The following is a 21,532-nucleotide window of genomic DNA, read 5'->3' as shown; positions in this document are numbered from 1 at the left end:
GAACAGGGGTAAGCTGTCTCAAGCCATTCTAAAATGGACGAAAATCGACACCCAAAATCCAACTTAACAGGGGTGGCTTTTTTTATTTCCGGAGAACAGCGGAAAATCGGGTCGGATGATACTGCGACTCGCGCTCCAACTGCTGCTATTTCCGCTCCGGCCGCAGCGTGCTCCCCCGCTTCCATTCGGGTGGCCGGTCGGCATCTGCCACGCGCGCGACCAGATCGTAGAAGAATGCGTTGAACTTCGTCGCCGCGGTCCAGTCCATCGGCTGGTCGAGATCGTCTTGCGGCTTGTGATAGCCGGTCTGGTACCAGTGGCGGTAACGTTGCTCGGACTCCGTGCCGGTGCGATAGCCGAACACGAAGCCGGTCGCGGGAATGCCGGCGGACAGGAATGGCCAGTGATCGGCACGGCGCAGCAGGTTGCGTTCGGGTTCGGGATCGTGCTGCACCGTGATGTTACCGGCGCTGGCGCGCACCGCATCACCCAGCGTCGTGTCGTCGAGCGCATGGACCGTCATCAGGTCGAGCGGGAAGATCGGGCGCAGCTGATCGAGGTTGATGTTGGCGACCAGTGCTGCGCGTGGCACCGTCGGGTGCGCGACGAATTCTGTCGCGCCGAGCAGTCCCTTTTCCTCGCCGGTAAAGGCCGCGAAGACCACCGAGCGGCGATAGCCCTTGCCCTGGCGCCGTTCCGCCAGCCGCTGCAGCAGCGCGACATAGGCGGCATCGTCGAGCGTGCCATTATATAGTCCGTCGCCCTTGACCGGCTCGCCGCGGCCATAGCCGTCGAGATGCGCCGACAGCACGACATATTGGTCGCGCAGCATCGAATCGCTGCCGGGCAGCAGGCCCAGTACATTGGCCGAAGCGATCATCCGCTCGCGCAGTGTGACGGTCGCCGCGAACGGTGCGGGCAGGTTGAAATTGGGGAGCGCCGCGCCAGTGCTCCCGGCGCGGATCAATGTCGCTGCATCTTGTCCGCTGCCGGCCAGTACGCGCGGTAGCGCGGCGGGATTGAGCGTCGCGACGAGCAACCGGTCGCTATTCGGCGCCGGTGCACCAACTGGCGCGACGCTGCGCGCATAGGCGACGGGCCATTGCATCGGCTCGATCGTGAAGCCCGGATCGGCAATGGTGACGATGCCCAATGCGCCTGCTGCCTCGACCGCTGCAGCGCGCTCGGCGGCGCTGGTCAGCCCGCTGCGCCGCCAGCCATAGCAAAGCACGACCTTGCCGCGCACATCGCCAAGCGTCCCGGCGCCGCAATAGCCGCGAAAGACCAGCGGCGCGTCCAGCGCGCGCGGCATGTTGGGGGAAGGGCGCAGCGTGATGTCGTGCAGCAAGCGCAGCGGTGCCGCGCCGATCCGGAAGTGTGTGGCGCGCGCGTCGACCGTCAGGTCGATCAGCTTGAGCTGCTGATACCAGCTGCCGTTTTCGCCCGCGGGCTTCAGCCCCGCCGCAGCGAACCGCGCAGCCAGCAGCCGCGCCGCCCGGTCATAACCCGGCGACCCGGTGTCACGGCCCTCCATCGCATCGCCCGACAGCGCCTCGGTCGCCTGCCACCATGCGCGGGTATCGGAGTCCGCGATTTCGCTGCTAGGTGTCTCGCTGTCAGGTATCTCGCCGCTGCGCAGTGCCGGGACCGATGCCGCGCCCGTCACCAGCGCTGCGCCCATCACGAGCCATTTCGCGATCATGTCCCATGCCCCTTTGCGATTTGGCGGCGACGCTAGCCACCTGGAACCATCGCGTCGAGCGTGCTGGTCTGCGGGCTATGCCGGATTGCGAATTACAGCAGCAATGACCTAGGCTGCGGCAATGAGGGCAGGCTTCAACCCGGGCAGGCGAAATCGGAACATCGGCACGGCCAAGCAGGGGCATGGTGGCGATAATCGTCTCGTTATTCCGAACATCTCTGCTTCTGGCCGAACCTGGGGCGAAACTCTCGGAGCCCATCGACGGATCCAGCGTATGGTGGCCGGGCGCGAAGTCCTGCTGATCGTCGAACAGACCAGAAGCGGTTGCGAGCATGCCTGCACTCTGGACGATATATGCCGTGTTCTCCTGCATATCCCGTTTGCGGATTGGGCAGGCCTGACGACCTTTGTTCTTCGTCAGCCGACCCGGAAGCAAAGGCTGCTACGTCCTGCCTGGGGCCGTTTGTTCTACCACGCCAATCTGGGGGAGATCGCCCGGCCCGACATGAGCGATGGCCCGGCGGTGATGCTGGAGGCTGTGGATTGCGGGGCTACGATAGAGTGGTCCACTGCCCTCCAGCCAGACGATATGGAGGAACTGGATCGTCTCCGTCGCGACGGCCACACCGTGGATCGGATCGGCAGGAAATATTCAATTTCGGTCACCGCCGCATCCGTCAGGGCCACGCAACTCTATCGCACCCTGCTCCACGAAATCGGACACTGGGTCGATTATCTTGAAAAGGTGGAGCGTCCGTCATGGCACGCCGACAGCGATTATCCGACGCCGCTCGACGCCTATTTTCAACGCCCGAAAGACGAACGCGAAGCCTTCGCTCACCGCTATGCGGAGCGGATCGGGACGCAGCTACGCGCAGCGGGCGTGATCCCCTTCGATCGTCAATGACACGTCCCGCCGGCCGTTATCATTTCTCGCCCGGCAGCTTCACATCCCTGACATAGGAACATCCCAGCAGCGTCTTGCCGGGATGGCTGGATACGGTGGACAGGTTGCGCGTGACCCGCGTCGTGATGGTCCAGCCATTGTCCGGATCCTTCTCCACCGTCTTGAGAATCTCGCGCTCGCCGAGAAACTTGGCTGAGCCAGGGATGACGTTCTCGATCTTCTCCTGTTTTGCGAGTTCGGTCGGGTCGGCGATATCGAGCACCGCCAACACGCCACTGCTGCCGAACACGATGGTGCTGGTCTGGTGACCGGCAATGTCGATTGGCGCGGGCAGGCGATATTGCGACAGGAAACTATTGCCCGACTCCTGCTTGATCCAGCCCCGCTTGCGGTAGCCGCCGTCCTCGTCGCCCAGCGTGATGGCGAAGCCCATATACTCGCTCGTGTCGATCGCGCAGTTGATCGCATCGACCACATTGACCTTGGCCGGATCGAACTCCTCGTCCGATTGTGCCGTCGCCGGCGAGGCGAACAGGATCGATGCCGCCAAGGCCGTTCGAAATTTCATTGGCTACGCTCCACAAATCCGCTCGGTCCGGCGCGGCGTTATCATGTGCCGATGCGTTCGCACATCCCGCACCGTGCAAGCGCAGCGCGGTCGCCGATGAGCCTAGAGACCGGCTGACGAGCCAATAGTCTCGGCCTATTGTAAATTACGTATTGATCGAACGAATATTGGTTAACGGCGCGTCGCCCATGACCGCCAAATGGTGACGATGGCCGATAAGTATAATATGAATCTCTGTAGATCCGGGCGGGTTACAATCCTTCAAAATCGGCCTATTAATGATCTGCCCATAGCGATGATATTTGCGGATCGGGACAGGTCATGACGACGAGTTATAATTTCGATTATGACGCTCACCGGCGCTTCCTGAAACTGACTCTTTCCGGGCTGTGGGATCGCGCGACGCTTGATGCATTCCAGCGCGAGGCGGCTGCTTTGCTCAGCAAGGTCGAAAAGGCCAGCCGTGGCGATCGCAGCGGCAGAATCCTGATCGACGTCAGGGGCTATGCCGTTCAATCGCAGGAGATCGCCGACGAGGTCAGCGTGTTCATCCCGACCTATGGCGTGCTGGCGGAACGGATCGCGGTGATCTGGTCGCAATCGACGCTGCAGAAGATGCAGATGCGGCGATTGCTGGCGTCCGACAAGGTGCACTTCGTGATGTCGGAAGAAGAAGCGCTTGCCTGGCTGTTCGAGGTGCCGCTCGCCAAGGCGAGCTGACGCCGTCGCGCTTCACAGCAGGATCCGAAACACCGCCCCTTCATCGCTGTCGATCAGGTCGATCGACCCGCCATGCGCGACCACGATCTGCCGCACCAGGTTCAGGCCGACGCCGGTGCCGGCCGCGCGGGTGGTGAAGAAGGGCAGGAACACGTCCTTGCGAACCGCTTCGGGCACACCGGGTCCATTGTCCGCCACCTCGATCAATGTCCCGCCGCCGACCCGTCTCTCGATCGACAGCCGTACCTGGCCAATCCGACCCGCCTCGCTCGTCGCCTGTGCGGCGTTGCGCAACAGGTTGATCAGCACTTGCGCCAACAGATCGGGATCGGCCTGCAGCGTCACGTCGAGTGCGACGTCGATCGTCAGCTTCACCGCCGGCCACTCCGCCGCGAACAATCGGCCCAGCTCGTGGGCGAACGGCGCGGCGGCAAAGGTGCGCGCGTTGACCTCGGGTGGCTTGGCGACTGCGCGGTAGCTGTCGATGAAATGGCGCAGCCCTTCAGCGCGGCGCGCCAATGTGGTCATCGCGGTCCGCGCTGACTCGATATCGGGCGGATCGGTGTCGAGCAGTGCCGCTGCCGTGCCCGCAAGCGATGTGACCGGCGTCAGCGAATTGAGGATCTCATGCGTCAGGACGCGGACCAGGTCAGTCTGCGCCGCCATTTCGACCGCGTCGAGCGCGCCCTGCACCGGCTCGACGGTGATCGCACGCACCTGCAAGCCGAGTCGATCGAGTGCGCCGGTGCGCACGATGGCGCGCTGCGGTCCGGCGGGCAGGCGCAGGATCAGCACTTCCTGGCCGGCCTCGCCGGCGCGGGCGAGACGCGCGGCGAAGGTTGCGCCATAGCCGGCATAATCTTCGGGTCGTGTCCCTTTCCCATGGCCGAACAGGCGGCGCGCGGCCTTGTTGACTTGCCGGACGCCGTGCTCGTCGTCGACCGTCAGCAGTGCGACCGGCACATCATCGACCAGCGCCTCGAGGAAACGCAGCTCGCGCATCCCTGCGTCGCGTTGCGTTCGCAGCGCATGCATGGCGTCGTCGAGTGCTTTGCTCAACGTGCCGAAGCCGACGCCGCCGCGACCATCGAAGCGCGTGGTAATGTCGCCAAAATGCAGCGCCTCGACGAAGCGCGCGACCATGATGTTGGTGCGTTCGACATGGCGCCACAAACCCCAGCCGACCGCCGCGACGATCAGCGCGGCGACGATCCGCGCGACCGCCAGGTCGGGCGTCTGCAGCGCAAGGAGCAGCGCGAGCAAGGCGATGAACAGCCCTGCGATCCACGCTGCCAGCCCGAGCGTGAAGCGGCGATCAAAGCCCATGCTTCTCCATCCGGCGATAGAGCGCGGCACGTGACACGCCCAGTTCGGCGGCGGCGGCGGAGATATTATAGGCGTGTTTCTTCAGTGCCTGTTCGACCAGTTGGCGCTCGACCCGGTCGAGATTGAGGTCATTCGCGACCGGTGTGACCACAGCCTCCGGCGCGATGCTCGGGGTATGGCGCACCGCCGGACTGCCGAGCGGGAAGTCGTCCGGCTCGAGCGGCGCATCGCCCGCCAGGATCACAGCGCGCTCGATCGCATGGCGCAGCGCGCGGACATTGCCGGGCCAGTCATGCGCCGCAAGCGCGGCGCGCGCGGCGGCGCTCAGGGCGGGGGCAGGGCGATTGTAACGCTTCGCATAATGATCGAGGAAATGATCGACCAGCGCGGGGACGTCCTCGCGCCGGTCGCGCAGCGGCGGCAACTCGATCTCGACCGTGTTCAGCCGGAACAGCAGATCCTGGCGGAACAGTTTCTCGTCGCGCAGCATCGCCGGGGTCAAGTTGGTTGCGGCGATAACGCGGATATCGACCGGGACCGGCCGGTTGGCGCCGACCGGTGTGACCTGGCGCTGTTCCAGCACGGTGAGCAGCTTTGGTTGAAGATGGAGCGGCAGATTGCCGATCTCGTCCAGGAACAGGGTGCCGCCACTGGCTGCCTGGATGCGCCCGATCCGGTCGCCCTTGGCATCGGTGAAGGCACCCTTCACATGGCCGAACAGCTCGGAATCGATCAGTTCGGTCGAGATCGCGCCGAGGTCGACCGTGAGCATCGGCTGTCCGGCGCGCAGCGACTGGCGGTGGACCGCGCGCGCCACCAGTTCCTTGCCGGTGCCGTTCTCGCCCAGCACCAGCACATTGGCGTCGGTCGGTGCAGCACGGGCGATCAGCGAGTTGACCCGTGCCATCGGTGCCGCCGCGCCGATCAATGGCGGCGTGCCGCCCGGCGCCGGATCAGCCACTGCCGCGACCTTGGCGCGCTCGGTCGCGATCGTCTTGCGCGATCCGGCCAGTGCGGCGGCGGTGCGCACTGTGGTCAGCAAGCGCTCATTGGCCCAGGGCTTGGAGATGAAGTCGGTCGCGCCGCGCTTCATCGCCTCCACCGCGATCTTCACTCCGGCATGCGCGGTGATCATCACCACGATCAGGTCGGGATGGACCGCGAGCAGCCGATCGAGCAGCGCCAGCCCTTCCGCCGCATCGGTCGCACCGCGCGCGAAATTGGCGTCGAGCAGCACCACATCGGGCGCATGCGCGCTCGCCGCCGCCATTGCGTCGACCGGGTTGGAGGCGGTCACCACCTCACGGAACATTGTGCGCAGCAACAGCCGCGCCGCGATCAGGATGTCCTCGTCATCGTCGATGACCAGACAGCAATCGAATTCGGGGGAGGATTGGTTCGCCATGTGACCGTTCTCGTACAATCGCCGTTCGATATCGGACAGTCAATTTCCGTGCCAGGACGGCAGGAATTATGCTTCTTGGCCAGAAAATGGCGGAAATCCTGACTTTTCCGCGAATTGGCACGACTGATGCGATGCTCTTCACATCGGCACTCCCGCCGATCTGGAGAAGACCCATGAAGACCCCCTTCGCCTTTCACGTTCTGAGCGTCACCGGCGCCGTTTTCGCCACCCTGTGCCTGACCATCGCATCGGCACCGCCGGTATTCGCATGACTGTCACAGCGGTCCCTGACGTCCGTTTCCGGACACAAGTGTTCGGAAACGGACAGGCTGACCGCGACCCGCCGGCTTCCGCCCTCGGGCGGGCTGCTGGCACGCCGCTTGCTACCCATCCGGGCGAGAGGGACGAATTGATGAGTGTCGTGCGCATACCCCAGGACCAGCCAATCCACGGCGCGGCGAAACCCGGCATCAAATCCGGTGCGGCCGTCACCGGGGCCGGCATGGACCGCATCGTCGCGGTGCGTCGCATGTCGCCCTGGATCAAATGGGCTGCGATCGCCGCCGTCCTGATCGTCGCCCTGATCGCCTTCTGGCTCTATGCCCCGCGCACCGGTTCGCAGACTGTCGTCGCCGACCGGCTGACCATCTCACCCGTGCGCAGCGGCAATTTCGAAGATTTCGTACCGTTGCGCGCACGCGTCACGCCGTTGTTCACCGTCTTCCTCGATGCGATCGAGGGTGGCCGGGTCGAAAAGGTCGTTGCCGAGGACGGCGCAAGCCTTGTCCCGGGCCAGCTCATCGTGGTGCTTTCGAATTCCGAGCTGCAGCTCTCGGTACTGGCGCGCCAGACCGAGGTGGAGCAGCAAATCAACAATATGCGCAGCCAGGAACTGGCGCTATCGCAGACCCGTATCGCCAATCAGCGCTCGGTGCTCGAGGCGGGCCTGTCCACTGACAAGGCGCGCCGCCAATATGAGCGCGAGGCGCCGCTCGCCGCGCGGGGCTTTGTCGCCGGCCGCCAGTTCGCCGACACGCAGGACCAGTATCGCTACGAGCAGCAGCGCCTCGCCGTGCTGCGCCATGGCCAGGCGACCGACGAACGACTGCAGGGCAGTCAGCTTGCCCAGCAGCGCGCGTCATCCGCCTCACTCCAGTCGAGCCTCGCGCTCGCCCGCTCGAGCCTGGAGGCGCTCAACCTGCGCGCGCCGGTCGGCGGCAAGCTGTCGGGTTTCGACATCCAGGTCGGCCAGTCGCTGAAGCGCGGCGAGCGCATCGGCCAGGTCGATAGCCCGGGCCGCAACAAGCTGATGGCCGGAGTCGACGAATTCTATCTCGGGCGCGTCCAGCTCGGGCAAAAGGCGATAGTCGAGCTGGCGGGCAAGAATTACCCCGCGCGGGTCGCCAAAATCTATCCGCAGGTCCAGAATGGCCAGTTCCAGGTCGATCTGCAGTTCATCGGCGCTGAGCCGACCGCAATCCAGCGCGGCCAGACGCTGCAGGCGAAGCTGACGCTCGGCGATCCCGCTCCGGCGCGCATCATTCCGGCAGGCGCTTTCTATAATGAAACCGGCGGTAACTGGGTGTTCGTGGTCTCACCCGACGGCAAGAGCGCGGTCAAGCGCACCGTCCGCCTCGGCCGCCGCAACCCGGATTCGATCGAAGTGCTCGAAGGCCTCGACGCCGGGGAACGCGTCATCACCTCACCCTATACCGGTTTCGTCGACAAGGACCGGCTCAACATCGACCTCACGGCAAAGGATTGAACCATGTTCGAGATGCGCGCTCTTTCGCGAACCTACCGCATTGATACGATCGAAACGACCGCGCTGGATGCGATCGACCTGGATGTTGCCGATGGCGAATTCGTCGCGGTGATGGGCCCCTCGGGCTGCGGCAAATCGACCCTGCTCAACCTGATGGGCATGCTCGATTCACCGTCGTCCGGTTCCTATGTCTTCAACGGCACCGAAGTCGCCGGCCTTGGCGAAGCCAAGCTTGCCGCCTTTCGCAAGGCCAATATCGGCTTCATCTTCCAGAGCTTCAATCTGGTCGACGAACTCTCGGTGCGGGAGAATATCGAGCTCGCCCTGCTCTATCACGACGTGTCCGCTGCGGACCGCAAGCGCCGCACCGACGAGGTGATGGACCGGGTCGGCGTCGGGCACCGCGCGCGCCATCGGCCGAGCCAATTGTCGGGCGGCCAGCAGCAACGCGTCGCGGTCGCCCGCGCGCTGGTCGCGGAACCCAAGCTGATCCTGGCCGACGAACCGACCGGCAACCTCGACACCAATCATGGCGAGGAAGTGATGCGCATGCTGCAACAATTGAATGCGGAAGGATCGACCATCGTGATGGTCACCCACAGCCCCGCCCATGCCGATTATGCCAGCCGCATCGTCAGCATGCTCGATGGCCGGGTCTTGCAGCAGCAGCGCCGCGCCGCGTGATCCGATAACGGCGGACCAACCCACCCCCGTTCGTCCTGAGCTTGTCGAAGGGCATGGCATGGGCTTCGACAAGCTCAGCCCGAACGGAGGTTAATGACAGATCAAGAGGAACCCCAGCCATGTGGCGCAATTACCTGACCGTCGGCATCCGCGCACTCGCCAAGAACCGTGTCTATGCCGCCATCAACATCGTCGGCCTCGCGCTTGGCATCGCCGCCTGCCTGCTAATCCTCGGCTTTGTGCGGTATGAATTCAGCTATGACGGCTGGCTGCCGGGCGCCGACCGCGTGTTTCAGCTCCAGACCTTTTACAAGGCGACGCCGCAGGGCGGCCAGGAAATGAAGATGCAGCAGACCAGCTATGTCTCCGGCCAGGCGCTGAAAAAGGATTTCCCCCAGGTCGAGCGCGCCGCCTATGTCAGCAGCCAGTCGATCGTGGTCATCAAGGACGGCCAGCCATCGACCATTCCCGGTGCTCTGTTCACCGACAGCAATCTGTTTGACGTGCTTGAGGTGCCGTTCATCAAGGGCGATCCGAAACATGCGCTCGACGATCCCCATTCGATCGTGCTTGGGCAACGCGCAGCAACCAAATTATTCGGTGACGCCGATCCGATCGGGCAGACGCTGACCCTGACCAGCGGCGACCTGAAGGCGGACTATCGCGTCACCGGCGTGCACCAGGATCTGCCGAAAAACTCCTCGCTCGCCTTCGGCATGGTCGCGCGGTACGATCCGGCCGTCTACCGCGCCAAGGCACCCGAAGCGATAACCAGCTGGAACTGGCAGGAGGGCAGCTATTGGGTGAAGTTCAAATCGCCCGGCGATGCAGGGCTCATCAACAGCCAGCTGCCCGCCTGGGAAAAACGCAACATTCCCGACGATATCAGCGGTTCAGTTGTGACCAATCCCGGGAATATCCAGGACTGGAAACTCGTCAATATCCGCGACGTTCATCTCGGCGAGGCGCAGAGCGGCGCGCAGCGGCCCGGCAACGACCGCGGCACGATTCTGACCTTCGCGGTGATCGCGCTGCTCATCCTCGGCATGGCGTGCGTCAACTTCACCAATCTCGCTACCGCTCGTGCGACGCAGCGTGCCAGAGAAGTTGCACTGCGCAAGGTGCTCGGCGCGACACGCGGCCAGCTGATCACGCAGTTCATCGGTGAATCGATCCTGCTCGCTGCCGCCGCGATGGTCGTCGCGCTGGCGCTGGTCGAGCTGCTGCTGCCCGCGCTCAACGGCTTTCTCGATGCGCAGATCACGATCCGCTATTTCGCGCTCGACGGGCTGATCGGACCCGTGATCCTGCTGACCCTCTTCGTCGGTCTCGCCGGCGGCCTGTACCCCGCGCTCGTCCTGTCGCGCTTCGAACCGGCGCGCGTGCTCAAGGCGAACAAGTCGGCGGCCGATGCCGAAGGGTCGGGGCGGATGCGCAACATCCTTGTCGTCGGCCAGTTCGCGGTGTCGATCGGGCTGATCATCTGTACCCTCATCGTCTATAGCCAGACGCTCTATGCGCGAAACGCCGATGGCGGCTTCCGCCGCGACGGCGTGTTGCAGATCGACAATCTCGACCGTGCCCAGGTCGACAGCATCGCGACCACGCTGGTGCAGGAAATCAAGCGCATGCCCGGAGTCTCCGCCGTCGGCCGCGGCACGATCGCGGTCGACAATGGTCGCCAATCCTCGACTGACGTGCAACTGGCCGGGCATCCCGACATCGTCCAGCTCGGCGTCTATGCGATCGATCCGGGGTATGTCCCGGCCATGGGCATGAAGCTGCTCGCCGGCCGCACCTTTGCCGAAAATCAGCCGATGGACGATGCCAGCCTGCCGTCGCCGACCAACCTCGACGCTGAACGGGCACTGGTCCAGCGCGGCGTCAACATCATGCTCAGCGCGGAAGCGGCCCGCCGCCTCGGTTTCAAGAGCCCGGCCGACGCGATCGGCAAGCAGGTCATGACCAGCATGGTCGATACCAGCCTCGGGGGGGTACCTTCGACCGTTATCGGCGTGGTCAATGACGTGCGCTATCGCTCCGCGCGCGAACCGGTGCAGCCAGTCTTCTACTTCTATAAATCGAACAATTATTCGCAGCTGCTGGTGCGGTTCCAGGGCGTTCCGGCCAAGTCGCTGCGCGACCAGGTGGAAACGCAATGGAAGCGGCTGGTGCCCGATATCCCATTCCGCGCCCGTTTCCTCGATGATATCATCAACGACCTGTACAATGCCGATGCGGCGCGCGCGGCGCTGTTCGGCGCCTTCGCGATCCTCGCCGTGGTGATCGGTTGCCTCGGCCTGTTCGGTCTCGCCGCCTTCACCGCCGAACGCCGCACCAAGGAGATCGGCATCCGCAAAGTGCTGGGTGCGGGCAATCGCGACATCGTCCAGCTGCTGGTGTGGCAGTTCAGCCGGCCAGTGCTGATCGCCAACATCATTGCCTGGCCGTTGGCCTGGTGGGTGATGCGCGGCTGGCTCAACGGCTTCGACACACGCATCACGCTGACGCCGGTGCCGTTCCTCCAGGCCGGGTTGCTTGCCCTGGCGATCGCGATCGGCACGATCAGTGCGCATGCCTACCGTGTCGCGCGCACCAATCCGATCAAGGCGCTGCGTTACGAATAGGGCATGGCCGCGCTCCGTCAGCGCGGCGGTGCCGATAGGGGAGTCATGGTGTCCGACTTGCTTCGTGTTGGACATGGCGCAACGCGGCATCGAGCATGACGTCCCGATCGCCTGTAATCGGTTGCCTCGGCAGCATCACGTCGGGGACCACCCCGGTCACTTCATCCGCTCCGTTGGGGCGGATGAAATGGCTTTTCGGATAGGTGACGGTGATGCCGGTGCGGGGCAGATCGAAATAGAGCACCGACGCATAGTTCGACGCCACATCCGCCGTCTCCTCTCCCATGACCTTGCCGAATTTATAGTCCTGCACCAACGCCGCGACCGACGCTGCGTTGGAATAGCTGTGCCGATTGGCCAGCACCCAGATGCGGCCATGAAAGCGCGGTTCGGCACGGGGCGCCACGAGTGGAAGGTCATAGGCGTAACGCGTCCCGTTCGGCTGGCGCGCCTCCGTCTCCATCATCCGGGCAAGGTCCGCATCGACCGGTTCGGCTCGCGCCTTCTGCCGGAGATAATAGGCCTTGGTCGCCGCGCTGGCCTTGAGCATGAACGATGAGGCAAAGCGGAACGGACGGTCGGCGAACCACGCGACCATCGGGTCGCTGAAGCTATTGTCACCGCCGGGATTGTTGCGCACATCGATGATCAGGTCAGTCGCGCCGCTTGCCACGATCCTGGCAAAACTGTCATCGATGAAGCGGCGAAAGGAGGACGCGTCATAGGACGGCGCCGGGCCATCCGCCTTGCCGTCGGTGTTGAAGAACGGGCCGGGGCGCAGATAGCCGATCCCGTCGGCAAGCACCTTATAGTCGCGGGTTTCGAAATCGGTCTTCAACGACGCGGCGGGGAAGCGACGGGCGAGCGCGCGACGGCCTTCGAACGTCACCGCCTTGATCGGCATGGTGACGCGCCGGCCATTGATGCGGACCGTGACCGGCACGCTCTCGACCGGACCAAGATCCATCCAAAGCAATGCCGGAAAGCTCTCCTCCATTTGCGCATGGGCCATATAAGACCGCTCGGCCGAGACATAGCCGCCGAGCCGGGTGAGCCATGTCCCAATCGGCTGGCCGGAAATCGCCACCAGCTCCGCGCCCGCCCCGATCGTCCCGCTTTCCTCGGCCGGGGCGGTCAGGAAAGTGCGATCGCCATCGACACGGATGAACAGCGGCAGGAACTTTCCGCCACCCCGGAGAGCGGTGACGAAATCGACCGTCGGGGCATCGATGCGGGCATGCCCGATGCGGCCATAGGCCATGAAACGCTGGAACAGCCGCGCCGCCTGCGCCTTGTCCATCGGCGCCCGGATGGTTGCGTCCAGGGTATGAAAATACGCATCATAGTCCCGTTTCGGGCGGTGTGCGAACAGGTCGTAATGCGCCTCCTGCAGCGTTGCGTAGAGCGAGGCGAAATCGGCGCGGATGTCCACCGGCGACACCGGCGCGGTCTCTGGCACGGGTGTCGTCGCGGCAGGAACCTGAGCTGGTGCCGCGGGCCCGGCGGTCGCAAGGCACAGGCCGGTAAGGATCGCAGCGGCAGTCATTGGGCGCATGGTGTCGTTGCTCCGGTTGCGGAACTGACGGAAGCGTCAGGGCCTGAATCGCTTCATCGATGATCGCAAGCGGCAACGCGAGATCACCGGGGTTTTCGGCATGTGCGCCGGATCACTCGGCGGCGCCGTTACCGCGCAAATCCCGATGCCGGTCGAGGCTTTTCTGCATGTGCCGCCGCGCCGCGGCCCTGGCGCGCGTCGGATTGCCGGCCTCGATCGCGATCAGGATCGCATCATGGTCGCGGTAAATGCCGCGCGCATAGGCGCGGTGTTCGGTCTCGGCCCGGTCGCGCAGGTACAGCCGGCGCGGTGGCACCAGGCGGACGCCGAGAAAGTCCATGAAGCGCAGATAATAATCGTTGCGGGTGGCCGCAGCGATCGCGCGGTGGAACGCCATGTCGGCGGTGACCGCCTCGTCGATATCGCCGCTGTCGCGCATCCGGTCATTGCACAGCCGCATCTCGGCGACATCGGCATCGGTGCGGCGCCGCGCGGCGAGGTCGGCCATCTCGGCTTCCAGCGCCATGCGCATTTCGAGCAGTTTCAGCACGTCATCGACATCGCCCATTTCCTCGGGCGTGACCTGGAACGCCTGGTAGCGCGCGGCCTGCGCGACATAGGCGCCCGATCCCTGCTTCGACACGAGCAGGCCGCGCGCGGCAAGCCGGGCGAACGCCTCACGCACCACGGTGCGGCTCACGCCGGCGCTGTCGGTAATCGATTTCTCGGTCGGAAAGCGGGATCCGGGCGGCATGTCGCCGGCGGCGATACTGCGCTCGAACTGCCGAACCAGATCGTCGGCGAGCGTTGCGGCTTTGGTCGTCATGCCCCGGTGATAGCAGAGTCGGCGGCGGGTGACACCCGCCGCCGAAAAGCGTTCAGAAGCTGACCGAAGTGCGCACGCCGACATAGCGATTGCTGTCGCGGCCCGGCTTGTAATTGACCGCCAGGGTCGGTGTCGCGGCACCGACGCTGTAGTTCCACACCCCGTCGCGCCCGCTGGTCAGGACATAATGCTGGTTGAACACATTGTTGACGAACAAAGTGACCTTGACCGGCCCGGTCTCGATCCCGGCGCCGAGATTGACCAGCGCATAGCCTTTCTGGACCGAGTCCGGATCCTGCAACAGGCTGAAGATCACCCGGGACTGGTAATGCGCGCTGGCCAGCAGGAACGCCTTGGTGCTGTCGCCGAGTGGAATGTCGTACTGGCCGTTCGCGCTGAGGTTCCAGCGCGGTGCGTTGGGCAGCGGCTTGCCCGACAGATTCTGGATGCCGCCGACACAGCCTTGCGCGACGGTCTGTTGCGGGAAGCAGGTCGCATTGGGGAAATCGTCCATCCGCGCGACGGTGTAGGCGCCGTAAGCGTTGAGCGTGAAGTCGCGGCTCAGCCGGGCCGAAATCTCGGTCTCGACGCCGCGCGAGGTGACCTTGCCCAGGCTGTTGAGGATGTTCTGGCCGGTCGTGTCGTCGCGGCTCTGCGCCTGGAAGCCGCGGAACACTTCATAAAAGGCGGTCATGTTGAAGGTGACCCGGTCGTCGAGTAATGTGGTCTTGAACCCCAGCTCGAACGCGTCGCTTTTCTCCGGCGCAACCGGCTGGCGCGCGGCGACCGCGTCGGCGACGGGCACACCTTTCAGCGGGCCAGAGGCGAGCGGTGTGCGCACCGTATAGGTGCTGGTCAGGTCATAGGCGAGGCCCTTGTAGCCGCGCGCATAGCTGGCGAAGAGCATCACATCGTCGGACGGGCGGTACTGCAGCGCGGCCTTGCCGGTGACCACGGTGTCACTGTCGCAGGTCGAGATCTTCACGCTCGCGGTCGGCGTCGCGGTCGCGCAATCGGGCATGCCATAGGTGACGTTGTTGCCGCGGTCACGGAAGCGGTAGCGGATATTCTCGCGGTGGACGCGCAGGCCGCCGGTGACCGAAAAGGCGCTCGACACGTCATAGGTCGCCTGGCCGAACGCAGCATAGGTCTGCTGCGAGCTTTGCGTGAAATAGCTCGAATAGGCGATGCTGTTGGTCGAGGGCAGCGAGGAGAGATTGTTGAAATTGCCCAGCGTGTTCGAACCCCGCACATAATCGCGGGTCGAATCCGTGCTGCTGTAGAACAGGCCGGCGATATAGCGGAACGGCCCGCTGTCCGGCGAGGTCAGGCGGAATTCCTGGGTGATCGTGTTGATCTTGAAGAAGCCGCCATTGGCCGATCCGCCCGCCGGCGCGGTCGGCGCGATGGTGCGGAAATCGAATGCGCTTGAATCCGTGTCCTGCAGATCGACCAGTTCATAGCGGTCGAACGAGGAGATCGAGGTCAGCGTCAGTCCGCCGTCGAAAGTGTGCGACGCCTTCAGCCCGGCACCCCAGTCGCGTGAATCGCCCTTGGCGTCGATGTCCATCCGGGTCAGCCGGTTATTCGATCCGGGGACGATGCCGCCCAGGATCACTGACTGGTTGATGTTCGATTTGCTGAACGTCACGCCGGGGCTGAGGAAATATTGCGCCGGTGCGCAGCAGGTCGATTTGGAGCGCACGAAATAGGGCGACAGCGCGACCGAGGTCGAGTCCGACGGCTCCCACAGCAATTTGCCGCGCAGCACCACGTCGGATTGGCCGTTGAGCCAATTGTCGGTGTAGGTGTTGTAGATCGTGCCGCGATACTTGCTGTAGCTCGCCGAAATCCGTGCCTTCAGTGTGGAGCTGATCGGGCCCGACAAGGTGCCCTGCACGCGCTGTTCGCCGTCATCGGTGAACAGCACTTCTGCCCGGCCACTGAGCTTGTCGCTTGGCGCCATGGTGGTGATGTTGATCGCACCGGCCGAGGCGGCCTTGCCGAACAAGGTGCTCTGCGGCCCGCGCAGCACTTCGATCTGCGCGACATCGGTGAGCGAGGTGAAGGCGGCGGCCTGGAATGCCTGGGGGATATCGTCGATCACCACCACGACGCTGGGCTGAGTCGAGATGCTATAGGCATAGGTGCCGATGCCGCGGATGTTGATGCTGTTATTGGCCGGCTGGCTGGTCTTGGTGATGGTCACTGACGGTGCGGCCTTCACCAGATCGTCAAAGTCGCGGACGTTCGCGCGCTCAAGTCCGGCCGCGGTCATTGCGAGCACGGAGGAGGGCACGTCCTGAACGTTTTCCGCGCGTTTGTTGGCGGTGACGACAATGTCCTCCAGCCCGCCATTATCCTGCGCCTCCGCCACCGGAGCGGCCGGAACAGCCTGAGCAGGAGCGGCGGCATCCTGCGCCAGGGCCGGGGTAATGACCCAGGCCAGAACCGCCGCGGACACGCCGAATTTCACTGCCGACTGCATGCTCATGTTTCAGACCCTCTCCAAAAGCGCCCGGCTTGATGCCGGATCATCGACTTTTGATACCGGTGTCATTGCTGCAGCAAAACGCGGAGTCAAGTCAAGCATTGTATGACAAGTCCCGGTAAATCACCGCTGATTGGGGTCGGAAAGAGGGTCAGGGCGCGTCGGCGACCCGGCCTGTGACGGCAAGCTCTCCCATATACCGCACCCGCAGTGTGCGGCGTGCGAAGCGCCAGTCATCGCCGAGTCTCCGCACTGTATCGCTGTAAAAGGCGATCGCGCTCCAGCCCGTACCGGTGCCGCTTTCCCGACCGAATTCGATCAGCGTCGACTGTACCGATGCGGTATCGGCATCGTCCAGGTCGATGATGAGCCCCGAGCTCGCCTGCACCAGCAATTCCTGACGCAAGACGCTGGCGCGCAGGCCGGCCAGCACGGCGCCGTGCCCGTCGAAGCGCAGGTCGATCGGCGCCAGCGCTTGCCAGATCGCGTCGGGTGCGAACAATGTGGCGAGCATGGTCCAGTCGCGGTGATTGATCGCTGCGTGATAGCGATCGATCAGCTCGCGGATCGCGATGCGGGCGGATGTCTGCTCATTGGTCATGTCATGGCTCCTTTTCTGCGCGTGCTGCGCCGGAAAGGATTTGGGCTAAGCGAGGAAAATGGAATAGAATGTATTATCGCGAATAATTATCTCAGATTTGGAACAATGCGCACGCTGGATGGCATCATCGTCTTCACCCGGGTGGCCGATCTGGGCAGCTTCACCGCCGCGTCCCGCGCACTGCGCCTGCCGCTTGCAACGGTCAGCCGGCGCGTCGCCGATCTGGAAGACAGTCTCGGCATGCGCCTGTTCCACCGCACCACGCGCAAACTCGCGCTGACCGATATCGGCCGGCATTATTATGATCATGGACGCCGCATCGTCGAGGAACTCGAGGCAGCGGAGGCACAGGTCGCACGCGCCCGGGCGGCACCATCCGGCACGATCCGCATTACCGCGCCGGCATTGTTCGCACGCCACCGGCTGGCACCGATCCTGGCCGATTTCCTGATCGCCTATCCCGATATGCGCTGTTCGCTGCATGCGTCGGACCGCGTCGTTGATCTGGCCGAACATGGTTTCGATCTGGCCGTTCGCGGCGGCGACCTGCCCGATTCCTCCTTCACCGCACGACGCGTGGGCCGGATCGTTTCGGGCTTATATGCATCGCCGGCGATGGCCGCCGCGCTCGGCGGCGATTTCGACATTGATCGCCTCTCGACCGTGCCGCTGATCGATGTGCGCACCGCCGCGCTCGCACCGCGCAACTGGCGTTTCACGCCGAACGGCGGGCGACGCGCCGCGCCGTGCGAGGTCGCGGTCGTGCCGCGCCACGAGGTCAACGATGCCGAAACAGTCGCGGAGCTGGCCATGCGCGGGCTCGGCATCGGTCCCTTGCCGACCTTTGTCGGTGAACCGCTCTGCCGTCGGGGCGCACTGATCCGGTTGCTGCCGGACTGGGACGCGGGCGAGACGATGGTCAGCGCAATCTACCCGTCGCATCGCGGTGTCACGCCCGCGGTCCGGATACTGGTCGACCTGTTCGCCGAACGCTTGGCGGACGACTAGGATGGATCACGCTCGGCGGCCTCGCATCCCGATTCAACATCGGCGCTGGTCATGGCAACTCGACTCCGAACGAGGCGCGGCTCAAGCGCCCGGCACGCTCTTTGACATGACTGGAGATATCGAATGGTTCTGTGCTGGCTGTTTCGGGCAGAACAGCCAGCGTCGTTCGCTGTTCGCTGGCTGATACCTGGCTGTTCGCTGGCTGTTATTCAATAACAGCCAGCATAGGTTCAAGCCCTTGAGAATGAACTCGAAATTTGGCTGCCGTATCCAACATAACAGCCAGGAAAAACCATATTCCCGGATAACAGCCAGGAACAGCCAGCAAATCGCGCCCGATCAGCCCAGGGCGTTACGGATGCGCGGGATCGAAGTCCGGCTTCTGCGCCGCGACATAGGCGTCCCATTCGGCCTTGCTATGGAAATCCTCGCCGCGATCCCAGGCGGCACCCATATAATAGACGAACGGCTTGCCCGGCATGATCTTCAGCAGCACGATGTAATTGTCATAATCGGCCGTGACGTCGACGATCGCCGCCGGGTCGACCATCAGCGCGACCGCCATGGTGCCCTTTTCCGGATCGGTCGGGCCCCACCAGGAGATCTTGCCGGTCTTGCGGTCGGCGGAGAAGGTGCCGAGCTTTGTCTCATTGGTCGCGCGCTTGCTGATCCCGATGCCGATGGTCAATGCTTCCGGCTTGTCGGAGCCGATCGTCGAGACCATGCGGGTGAAGTTGGTGCCGGCGGGCAGGGTGAAGCGGCGCTTCTCCCACGCCTTGCGGTTCACATCGACTGGCCAGGGATCATACTCGACCTCGAACGATGCGGTATTCGGGCCGTTCTCGATGATGTGGTAACGGGCATAATTGCGCGAGACCCACAATTTGTTGTCCTGCCAGACACCAAGGCCGCCCGCGCCGCGGAAGCTGTGGACATTGTAGAAATCAATGCCTTCGCCCTGATAGTCATGCTGTTTGCCGGTGCGCAGCTGGCGATCCATGAACGGCCAGCGGACATGCTTGCCCCAGGCGTCGATGCCCGAGCTCGACGGCGGCTCGGCGGCTTCGAGCGGGCGGCCGTAAATGCGGTGCGCGGTGCGGTCATTCTCCCACAAGATGTCGCCATAGCGATAGGGCGCGAAGATCACCGCGGCGCGGCGCGCGCGCTCGGCGTCGGAGGGCGGGGGCAGGGTGCTCTTTGCCACCGGTCGCTGCGGCGCGGCAGGCGGATCCTGCGCCGCGAGCGTGCCGGCGGTCGCAAACAGGCCAAGGGCGATCAAGGGTGCGAGCTTCATGCCTTCTCTCCTCACTCATCTTATCGCTTCCCCGGCTAGGCGGGGCCCCAGTCGGGAAGGCGGTAGTAACGAAGCGCGACGCCCGTCATCACCGCCCCTCAGCTGGACCCCGGCCTTCGTCGGGAAAGCCATATTGGTTACCGCCGCACATCCAGCCCGCCGGCCAGAAACGCGTCGATATCGGCCTGACGAAACAGGCTCGCATCGCCCGGCAGGGAATGTTTGAGCGCCGTCAGCGCCAGGCCGATGCGCGCCGCCTCGGCAATGTCGCTGCCGCTGAGCAGCGCGTGAAGCACGCCGCTGGCAAAGGCGTCGCCCGCGCCGATCCGGTCGACGATTCCGGCCAGCACCACTTCGTCGGTCTGTGCGACGCCGCTCCGCGCATCGATCCGCGCCGACAGCCGATGCTCGTCGACCGTCACGACATGACGCGCGGTGGAGGCGATCATCTGCAGATCGGGGAAGGCCGCAAACGCTGCCTCGGCCGCCTCGCGCCGCCGGTCCTCGCCATCTGCGCTAAAGTCGCGGTCAAGCAGCAAGGCGATGTCACGGTGATTGCCGAACATCAGGTCGGCATGGCGCACCAGCTCGGTCAGCGTGGTGCGCGGATCGCTGTCCCAGCGCTCCCACAGTTTCGCGCGGAAATTGCCGTCGAACGACACGGCAATGCCGCGCGCCTTGGCCGCGCGCACCGCGGCGATCGCGCTCTCGCCCGGCACCGGACCAAGCGCCGGGGTGATCCCCGACAGATGCAGCCGGCCGACTCCGTCGAGCAGCGCGTCCCAATCCCAGGCGCCCACCGGCGCCTCGGCAAAGGCGGAACCGGCGCGGTCGTAGATCACTTCGGTCGCCCGCATGCCGGCGCCGGAGGTGACGAAATACAGTCCCATGCGCTCTCCGCCCAGGGCGATGCCGCGCGTATCGACGCCGTGCCCGCGCAGCGTTGTGATCGCCGATCGGCCGAGATCATTATCGGGCACCATGCTGGCAAAGCCGACATCATGGCCGAGCCGCGCCAGTGCGGTCACGACATTGGCCTCCGCGCCTGCGACCCACACATCGAGCTTGGGCGTCTGCAGCAGCAGCTCGCGTCCCGGCGGCGACAGGCGGAGCATGATCTCCCCGAATGCAAGCAGCCGGCTCATCGTGCGAGCCACCCGCCATCGACGGCGAGGATATGGCCGGTGACATAACCCGCCGCGCGCGAGGCGAGGAACACTGCTGCCCCGCCCAGGTCCTCCGGATCACCCCAACGGCCGGCTGGAATGCGCTCGAGGATCGATTTGTTGCGCGCCTCATCCGCCTGCAGCGCAGCGGTATTGTTGGTTGCGATATAGCCCGGTGCGATTGCGTTCACGGTCACTCCCTTTGCCGTCCATTCATTGGCGAGCAGCTTGGTCAGCCCGCCGATGCCCGATTTGGACGCGGTATAGCTCGGCACGCGGATACCACCCTGAAAGGTCAGCATCGAGGCGATGTTGATGATCCGCCCGTTACCTTGCCCAATCATGTGCCGCCCCGCCGCCTGGCACAGGAAGAACACCGATTTCAGGTTGGTGTCGATCACCGCATCCCAGTCCGCCTCAGTAAAATCGACTGAGTCGGCGCGGCGGATGATGCCGGCATTGTTGACCAATATGTCGAGCCGGCCGAGCTTCGCGATCGTCTCATCGACAACGCGCTGCACCGGCTCGATCGTCGAGAGGTCGGCCGAGATGATCTCGGCGTTGCGACCAAGCGCGCGCGCCTTGGCCACCGTCTCCTCGGCCGGGGTGCGCCCGACAGCGGCGATGTCCGCGCCGGCGGCGGCAAGGGCGAGCGCAATCGACTGGCCGATGCCGGTATTGGCGCCGGTGACGATCGCGACCTGGCCGGTAAGGTCGAAGGGGTTGGTCATCTTCTTACTCCTCCCCTCCCGTTTGCGGGAGGGGTCGGGGGTGGGCTCGCGCTATCCTGAAAGCGCATCGGTCGAGGAGGGCGCGAGCCCACCCCTAACCCCTCCCGCAAGCGGAAGGGGGAATGAAGTTAAGCCAGCTGGCAGATATCCAGCACG

At 64.4% G+C, this 21,532-nt stretch carries 17 protein-coding genes; 6 read left to right on the top strand and 11 right to left on the bottom strand.

Going from position 1 to position 21,532, the window contains the following annotated elements; translation table 11 throughout:
• Positions 1-145: 145 nt before the first annotated feature.
• Positions 146-1,702 carry a M28 family peptidase gene (locus tag ACRECS_RS06015; RefSeq protein WP_431582054.1) on the bottom strand — a complete coding sequence of 519 codons (1,557 nt, stop codon included), beginning with the start codon at positions 1,700-1,702 and terminating at the stop codon, positions 146-148.
• Between the two features lie 121 nt (positions 1,703-1,823).
• On the opposite strand from ACRECS_RS06015, the gene ACRECS_RS06010 reads away from it, so the two are divergent.
• Entirely contained in the window at positions 1,824-2,609 is a 786-nt protein-coding gene (locus ACRECS_RS06010) for a hypothetical protein (RefSeq protein ID WP_431582053.1), read from the top strand.
• 19 nt (positions 2,610-2,628) lie between these two features.
• Here ACRECS_RS06010 and ACRECS_RS06005 read toward each other — a convergent pair whose 3' ends face one another.
• On the bottom strand, positions 2,629-3,177 hold the full coding sequence (locus ACRECS_RS06005; RefSeq protein WP_431582052.1) for a hypothetical protein: 549 nt from the start codon (positions 3,175-3,177) through the stop codon (positions 2,629-2,631).
• A 321-nt stretch (positions 3,178-3,498) separates the two neighbouring features.
• On the opposite strand from ACRECS_RS06005, the gene ACRECS_RS06000 reads away from it, so the two are divergent.
• The gene (locus ACRECS_RS06000; RefSeq protein WP_431582051.1) at positions 3,499-3,897 is read left to right on the top strand and encodes an STAS/SEC14 domain-containing protein; all 399 of its coding nucleotides are present in this window, start codon (positions 3,499-3,501) and stop codon (positions 3,895-3,897) included.
• A 12-nt stretch (positions 3,898-3,909) separates the two neighbouring features.
• On the opposite strand, the gene ACRECS_RS05995 is transcribed toward ACRECS_RS06000, so the two are convergent.
• The gene (locus ACRECS_RS05995; RefSeq protein WP_431582050.1) at positions 3,910-5,223 is read right to left on the bottom strand and encodes a sensor histidine kinase; all 1,314 of its coding nucleotides are present in this window, start codon (positions 5,221-5,223) and stop codon (positions 3,910-3,912) included.
• Entirely contained in the window at positions 5,213-6,628 is a 1,416-nt protein-coding gene (locus tag ACRECS_RS05990; protein WP_431582049.1) for a sigma-54-dependent transcriptional regulator, read from the bottom strand. The genes ACRECS_RS05995 and ACRECS_RS05990 overlap by 11 nt, the downstream gene beginning before the upstream one ends.
• A 412-nt stretch (positions 6,629-7,040) precedes the next feature.
• Between ACRECS_RS05990 and ACRECS_RS05985 the strand changes: the two genes are divergently transcribed.
• From ACRECS_RS05985 to ACRECS_RS05975, 3 genes are all read left to right on the top strand, one after another.
• Positions 7,041-8,393, top strand: coding sequence for an efflux RND transporter periplasmic adaptor subunit (locus ACRECS_RS05985; protein ID WP_431582048.1), 1,353 nt, complete (start codon positions 7,041-7,043; stop codon positions 8,391-8,393).
• A gap of 3 nt (positions 8,394-8,396) precedes the next feature.
• A complete protein-coding gene (locus tag ACRECS_RS05980; protein WP_431582047.1) occupies positions 8,397-9,077 on the top strand; it encodes an ABC transporter ATP-binding protein in 681 nt (226 codons plus the stop codon).
• A 119-nt stretch (positions 9,078-9,196) separates the two neighbouring features.
• Entirely contained in the window at positions 9,197-11,704 is a 2,508-nt protein-coding gene (locus ACRECS_RS05975) for an ABC transporter permease (RefSeq protein WP_431582046.1), read from the top strand.
• Positions 11,705-11,747: 43 nt separating this feature from the next.
• On the opposite strand, the gene ACRECS_RS05970 is transcribed toward ACRECS_RS05975, so the two are convergent.
• From ACRECS_RS05970 to ACRECS_RS05955, 4 genes are all read right to left on the bottom strand, one after another.
• Entirely contained in the window at positions 11,748-13,259 is a 1,512-nt protein-coding gene (locus tag ACRECS_RS05970) for a S41 family peptidase (protein WP_431582045.1), read from the bottom strand.
• A gap of 112 nt (positions 13,260-13,371) precedes the next feature.
• On the bottom strand, positions 13,372-14,085 hold the full coding sequence (locus ACRECS_RS05965; protein WP_431582044.1) for a FadR/GntR family transcriptional regulator: 714 nt from the start codon (positions 14,083-14,085) through the stop codon (positions 13,372-13,374).
• Positions 14,086-14,137: 52 nt separating this feature from the next.
• Positions 14,138-16,579: a TonB-dependent receptor gene (locus ACRECS_RS05960; RefSeq protein WP_431582043.1), complete on the bottom strand. Its 2,442-nt coding sequence runs from the start codon at positions 16,577-16,579 to the stop codon at positions 14,138-14,140.
• 148 nt (positions 16,580-16,727) lie between these two features.
• Positions 16,728-17,177 carry a nuclear transport factor 2 family protein gene (locus ACRECS_RS05955; RefSeq protein ID WP_431582042.1) on the bottom strand — a complete coding sequence of 150 codons (450 nt, stop codon included), beginning with the start codon at positions 17,175-17,177 and terminating at the stop codon, positions 16,728-16,730.
• A gap of 105 nt (positions 17,178-17,282) precedes the next feature.
• Here ACRECS_RS05955 and ACRECS_RS05950 point away from each other — a divergent pair, with 105 nt between their 5' ends.
• The gene (locus ACRECS_RS05950) at positions 17,283-18,185 is read left to right on the top strand and encodes a LysR family transcriptional regulator (RefSeq protein ID WP_431582041.1); all 903 of its coding nucleotides are present in this window, start codon (positions 17,283-17,285) and stop codon (positions 18,183-18,185) included.
• Between the two features lie 352 nt (positions 18,186-18,537).
• Here the strand turns inward: ACRECS_RS05950 and ACRECS_RS05945 are convergent, their stop codons facing one another.
• The 3 genes from ACRECS_RS05945 to kduD all read right to left on the bottom strand — a co-directional run bounded on the left by ACRECS_RS05945 (position 18,538) and on the right by kduD (position 21,376).
• A complete protein-coding gene (locus ACRECS_RS05945; protein ID WP_431582040.1) occupies positions 18,538-19,479 on the bottom strand; it encodes a DUF4861 family protein in 942 nt (313 codons plus the stop codon).
• 137 nt (positions 19,480-19,616) lie between these two features.
• Positions 19,617-20,624 (bottom strand): sugar kinase, encoded by a 1,008-nt coding sequence (locus tag ACRECS_RS05940; protein WP_431582039.1) that lies wholly within the window; start codon positions 20,622-20,624, stop codon positions 19,617-19,619.
• Complete coding sequence (kduD, locus tag ACRECS_RS05935) at positions 20,621-21,376, bottom strand: 2-dehydro-3-deoxy-D-gluconate 5-dehydrogenase KduD (RefSeq protein ID WP_431582038.1); 756 nt, start codon at positions 21,374-21,376, stop codon at positions 20,621-20,623. The genes ACRECS_RS05940 and kduD overlap by 4 nt, the downstream gene beginning before the upstream one ends.
• Positions 21,377-21,532 lie beyond the last annotated feature (156 nt).

The organism is Sphingomonas sp. (assembly GCF_050725575.1).
In the GTDB taxonomy this organism is placed as follows: Bacteria; Pseudomonadota; Alphaproteobacteria; order Sphingomonadales; family Sphingomonadaceae; genus Sphingomonas.
The sequence above is the reverse complement of the archived record's forward strand: the minus strand, read 5'-3'. Positions and strand labels throughout refer to the sequence as shown.

What these genes read in the sequence shown, in the direction of transcription:
- ACRECS_RS05955 (WP_431582042.1), bottom strand. Translation starts at nt 17,177, where the DNA reads ATGACCAATGAGCAGACATCCGCCCGCATCGCGATCCGCGAGCTGATC.
- ACRECS_RS06015 (WP_431582054.1), bottom strand. Translation starts at nt 1,702, where the DNA reads ATGATCGCGAAATGGCTCGTGATGGGCGCAGCGCTGGTGACGGGCGCG.
- kduD (WP_431582038.1), bottom strand. Translation starts at nt 21,376, where the DNA reads ATGACCAACCCCTTCGACCTTACCGGCCAGGTCGCGATCGTCACCGGC.
- ACRECS_RS05990 (WP_431582049.1), bottom strand. Translation starts at nt 6,628, where the DNA reads ATGGCGAACCAATCCTCCCCCGAATTCGATTGCTGTCTGGTCATCGAC.
- ACRECS_RS05980 (WP_431582047.1), top strand. Translation starts at nt 8,397, where the DNA reads ATGTTCGAGATGCGCGCTCTTTCGCGAACCTACCGCATTGATACGATC.
- ACRECS_RS06005 (WP_431582052.1), bottom strand. Translation starts at nt 3,177, where the DNA reads ATGAAATTTCGAACGGCCTTGGCGGCATCGATCCTGTTCGCCTCGCCG.
- ACRECS_RS05975 (WP_431582046.1), top strand. Translation starts at nt 9,197, where the DNA reads ATGTGGCGCAATTACCTGACCGTCGGCATCCGCGCACTCGCCAAGAAC.
- ACRECS_RS06010 (WP_431582053.1), top strand. Translation starts at nt 1,824, where the DNA reads ATGAGGGCAGGCTTCAACCCGGGCAGGCGAAATCGGAACATCGGCACG.
- ACRECS_RS05945 (WP_431582040.1), bottom strand. Translation starts at nt 19,479, where the DNA reads ATGAAGCTCGCACCCTTGATCGCCCTTGGCCTGTTTGCGACCGCCGGC.
- ACRECS_RS05960 (WP_431582043.1), bottom strand. Translation starts at nt 16,579, where the DNA reads ATGAGCATGCAGTCGGCAGTGAAATTCGGCGTGTCCGCGGCGGTTCTG.
- ACRECS_RS05950 (WP_431582041.1), top strand. Translation starts at nt 17,283, where the DNA reads ATGCGCACGCTGGATGGCATCATCGTCTTCACCCGGGTGGCCGATCTG.
- ACRECS_RS05965 (WP_431582044.1), bottom strand. Translation starts at nt 14,085, where the DNA reads ATGACGACCAAAGCCGCAACGCTCGCCGACGATCTGGTTCGGCAGTTC.
- ACRECS_RS05940 (WP_431582039.1), bottom strand. Translation starts at nt 20,624, where the DNA reads ATGAGCCGGCTGCTTGCATTCGGGGAGATCATGCTCCGCCTGTCGCCG.
- ACRECS_RS05985 (WP_431582048.1), top strand. Translation starts at nt 7,041, where the DNA reads ATGAGTGTCGTGCGCATACCCCAGGACCAGCCAATCCACGGCGCGGCG.
- ACRECS_RS05970 (WP_431582045.1), bottom strand. Translation starts at nt 13,259, where the DNA reads ATGCGCCCAATGACTGCCGCTGCGATCCTTACCGGCCTGTGCCTTGCG.
- ACRECS_RS05995 (WP_431582050.1), bottom strand. Translation starts at nt 5,223, where the DNA reads ATGGGCTTTGATCGCCGCTTCACGCTCGGGCTGGCAGCGTGGATCGCA.
- ACRECS_RS06000 (WP_431582051.1), top strand. Translation starts at nt 3,499, where the DNA reads ATGACGACGAGTTATAATTTCGATTATGACGCTCACCGGCGCTTCCTG.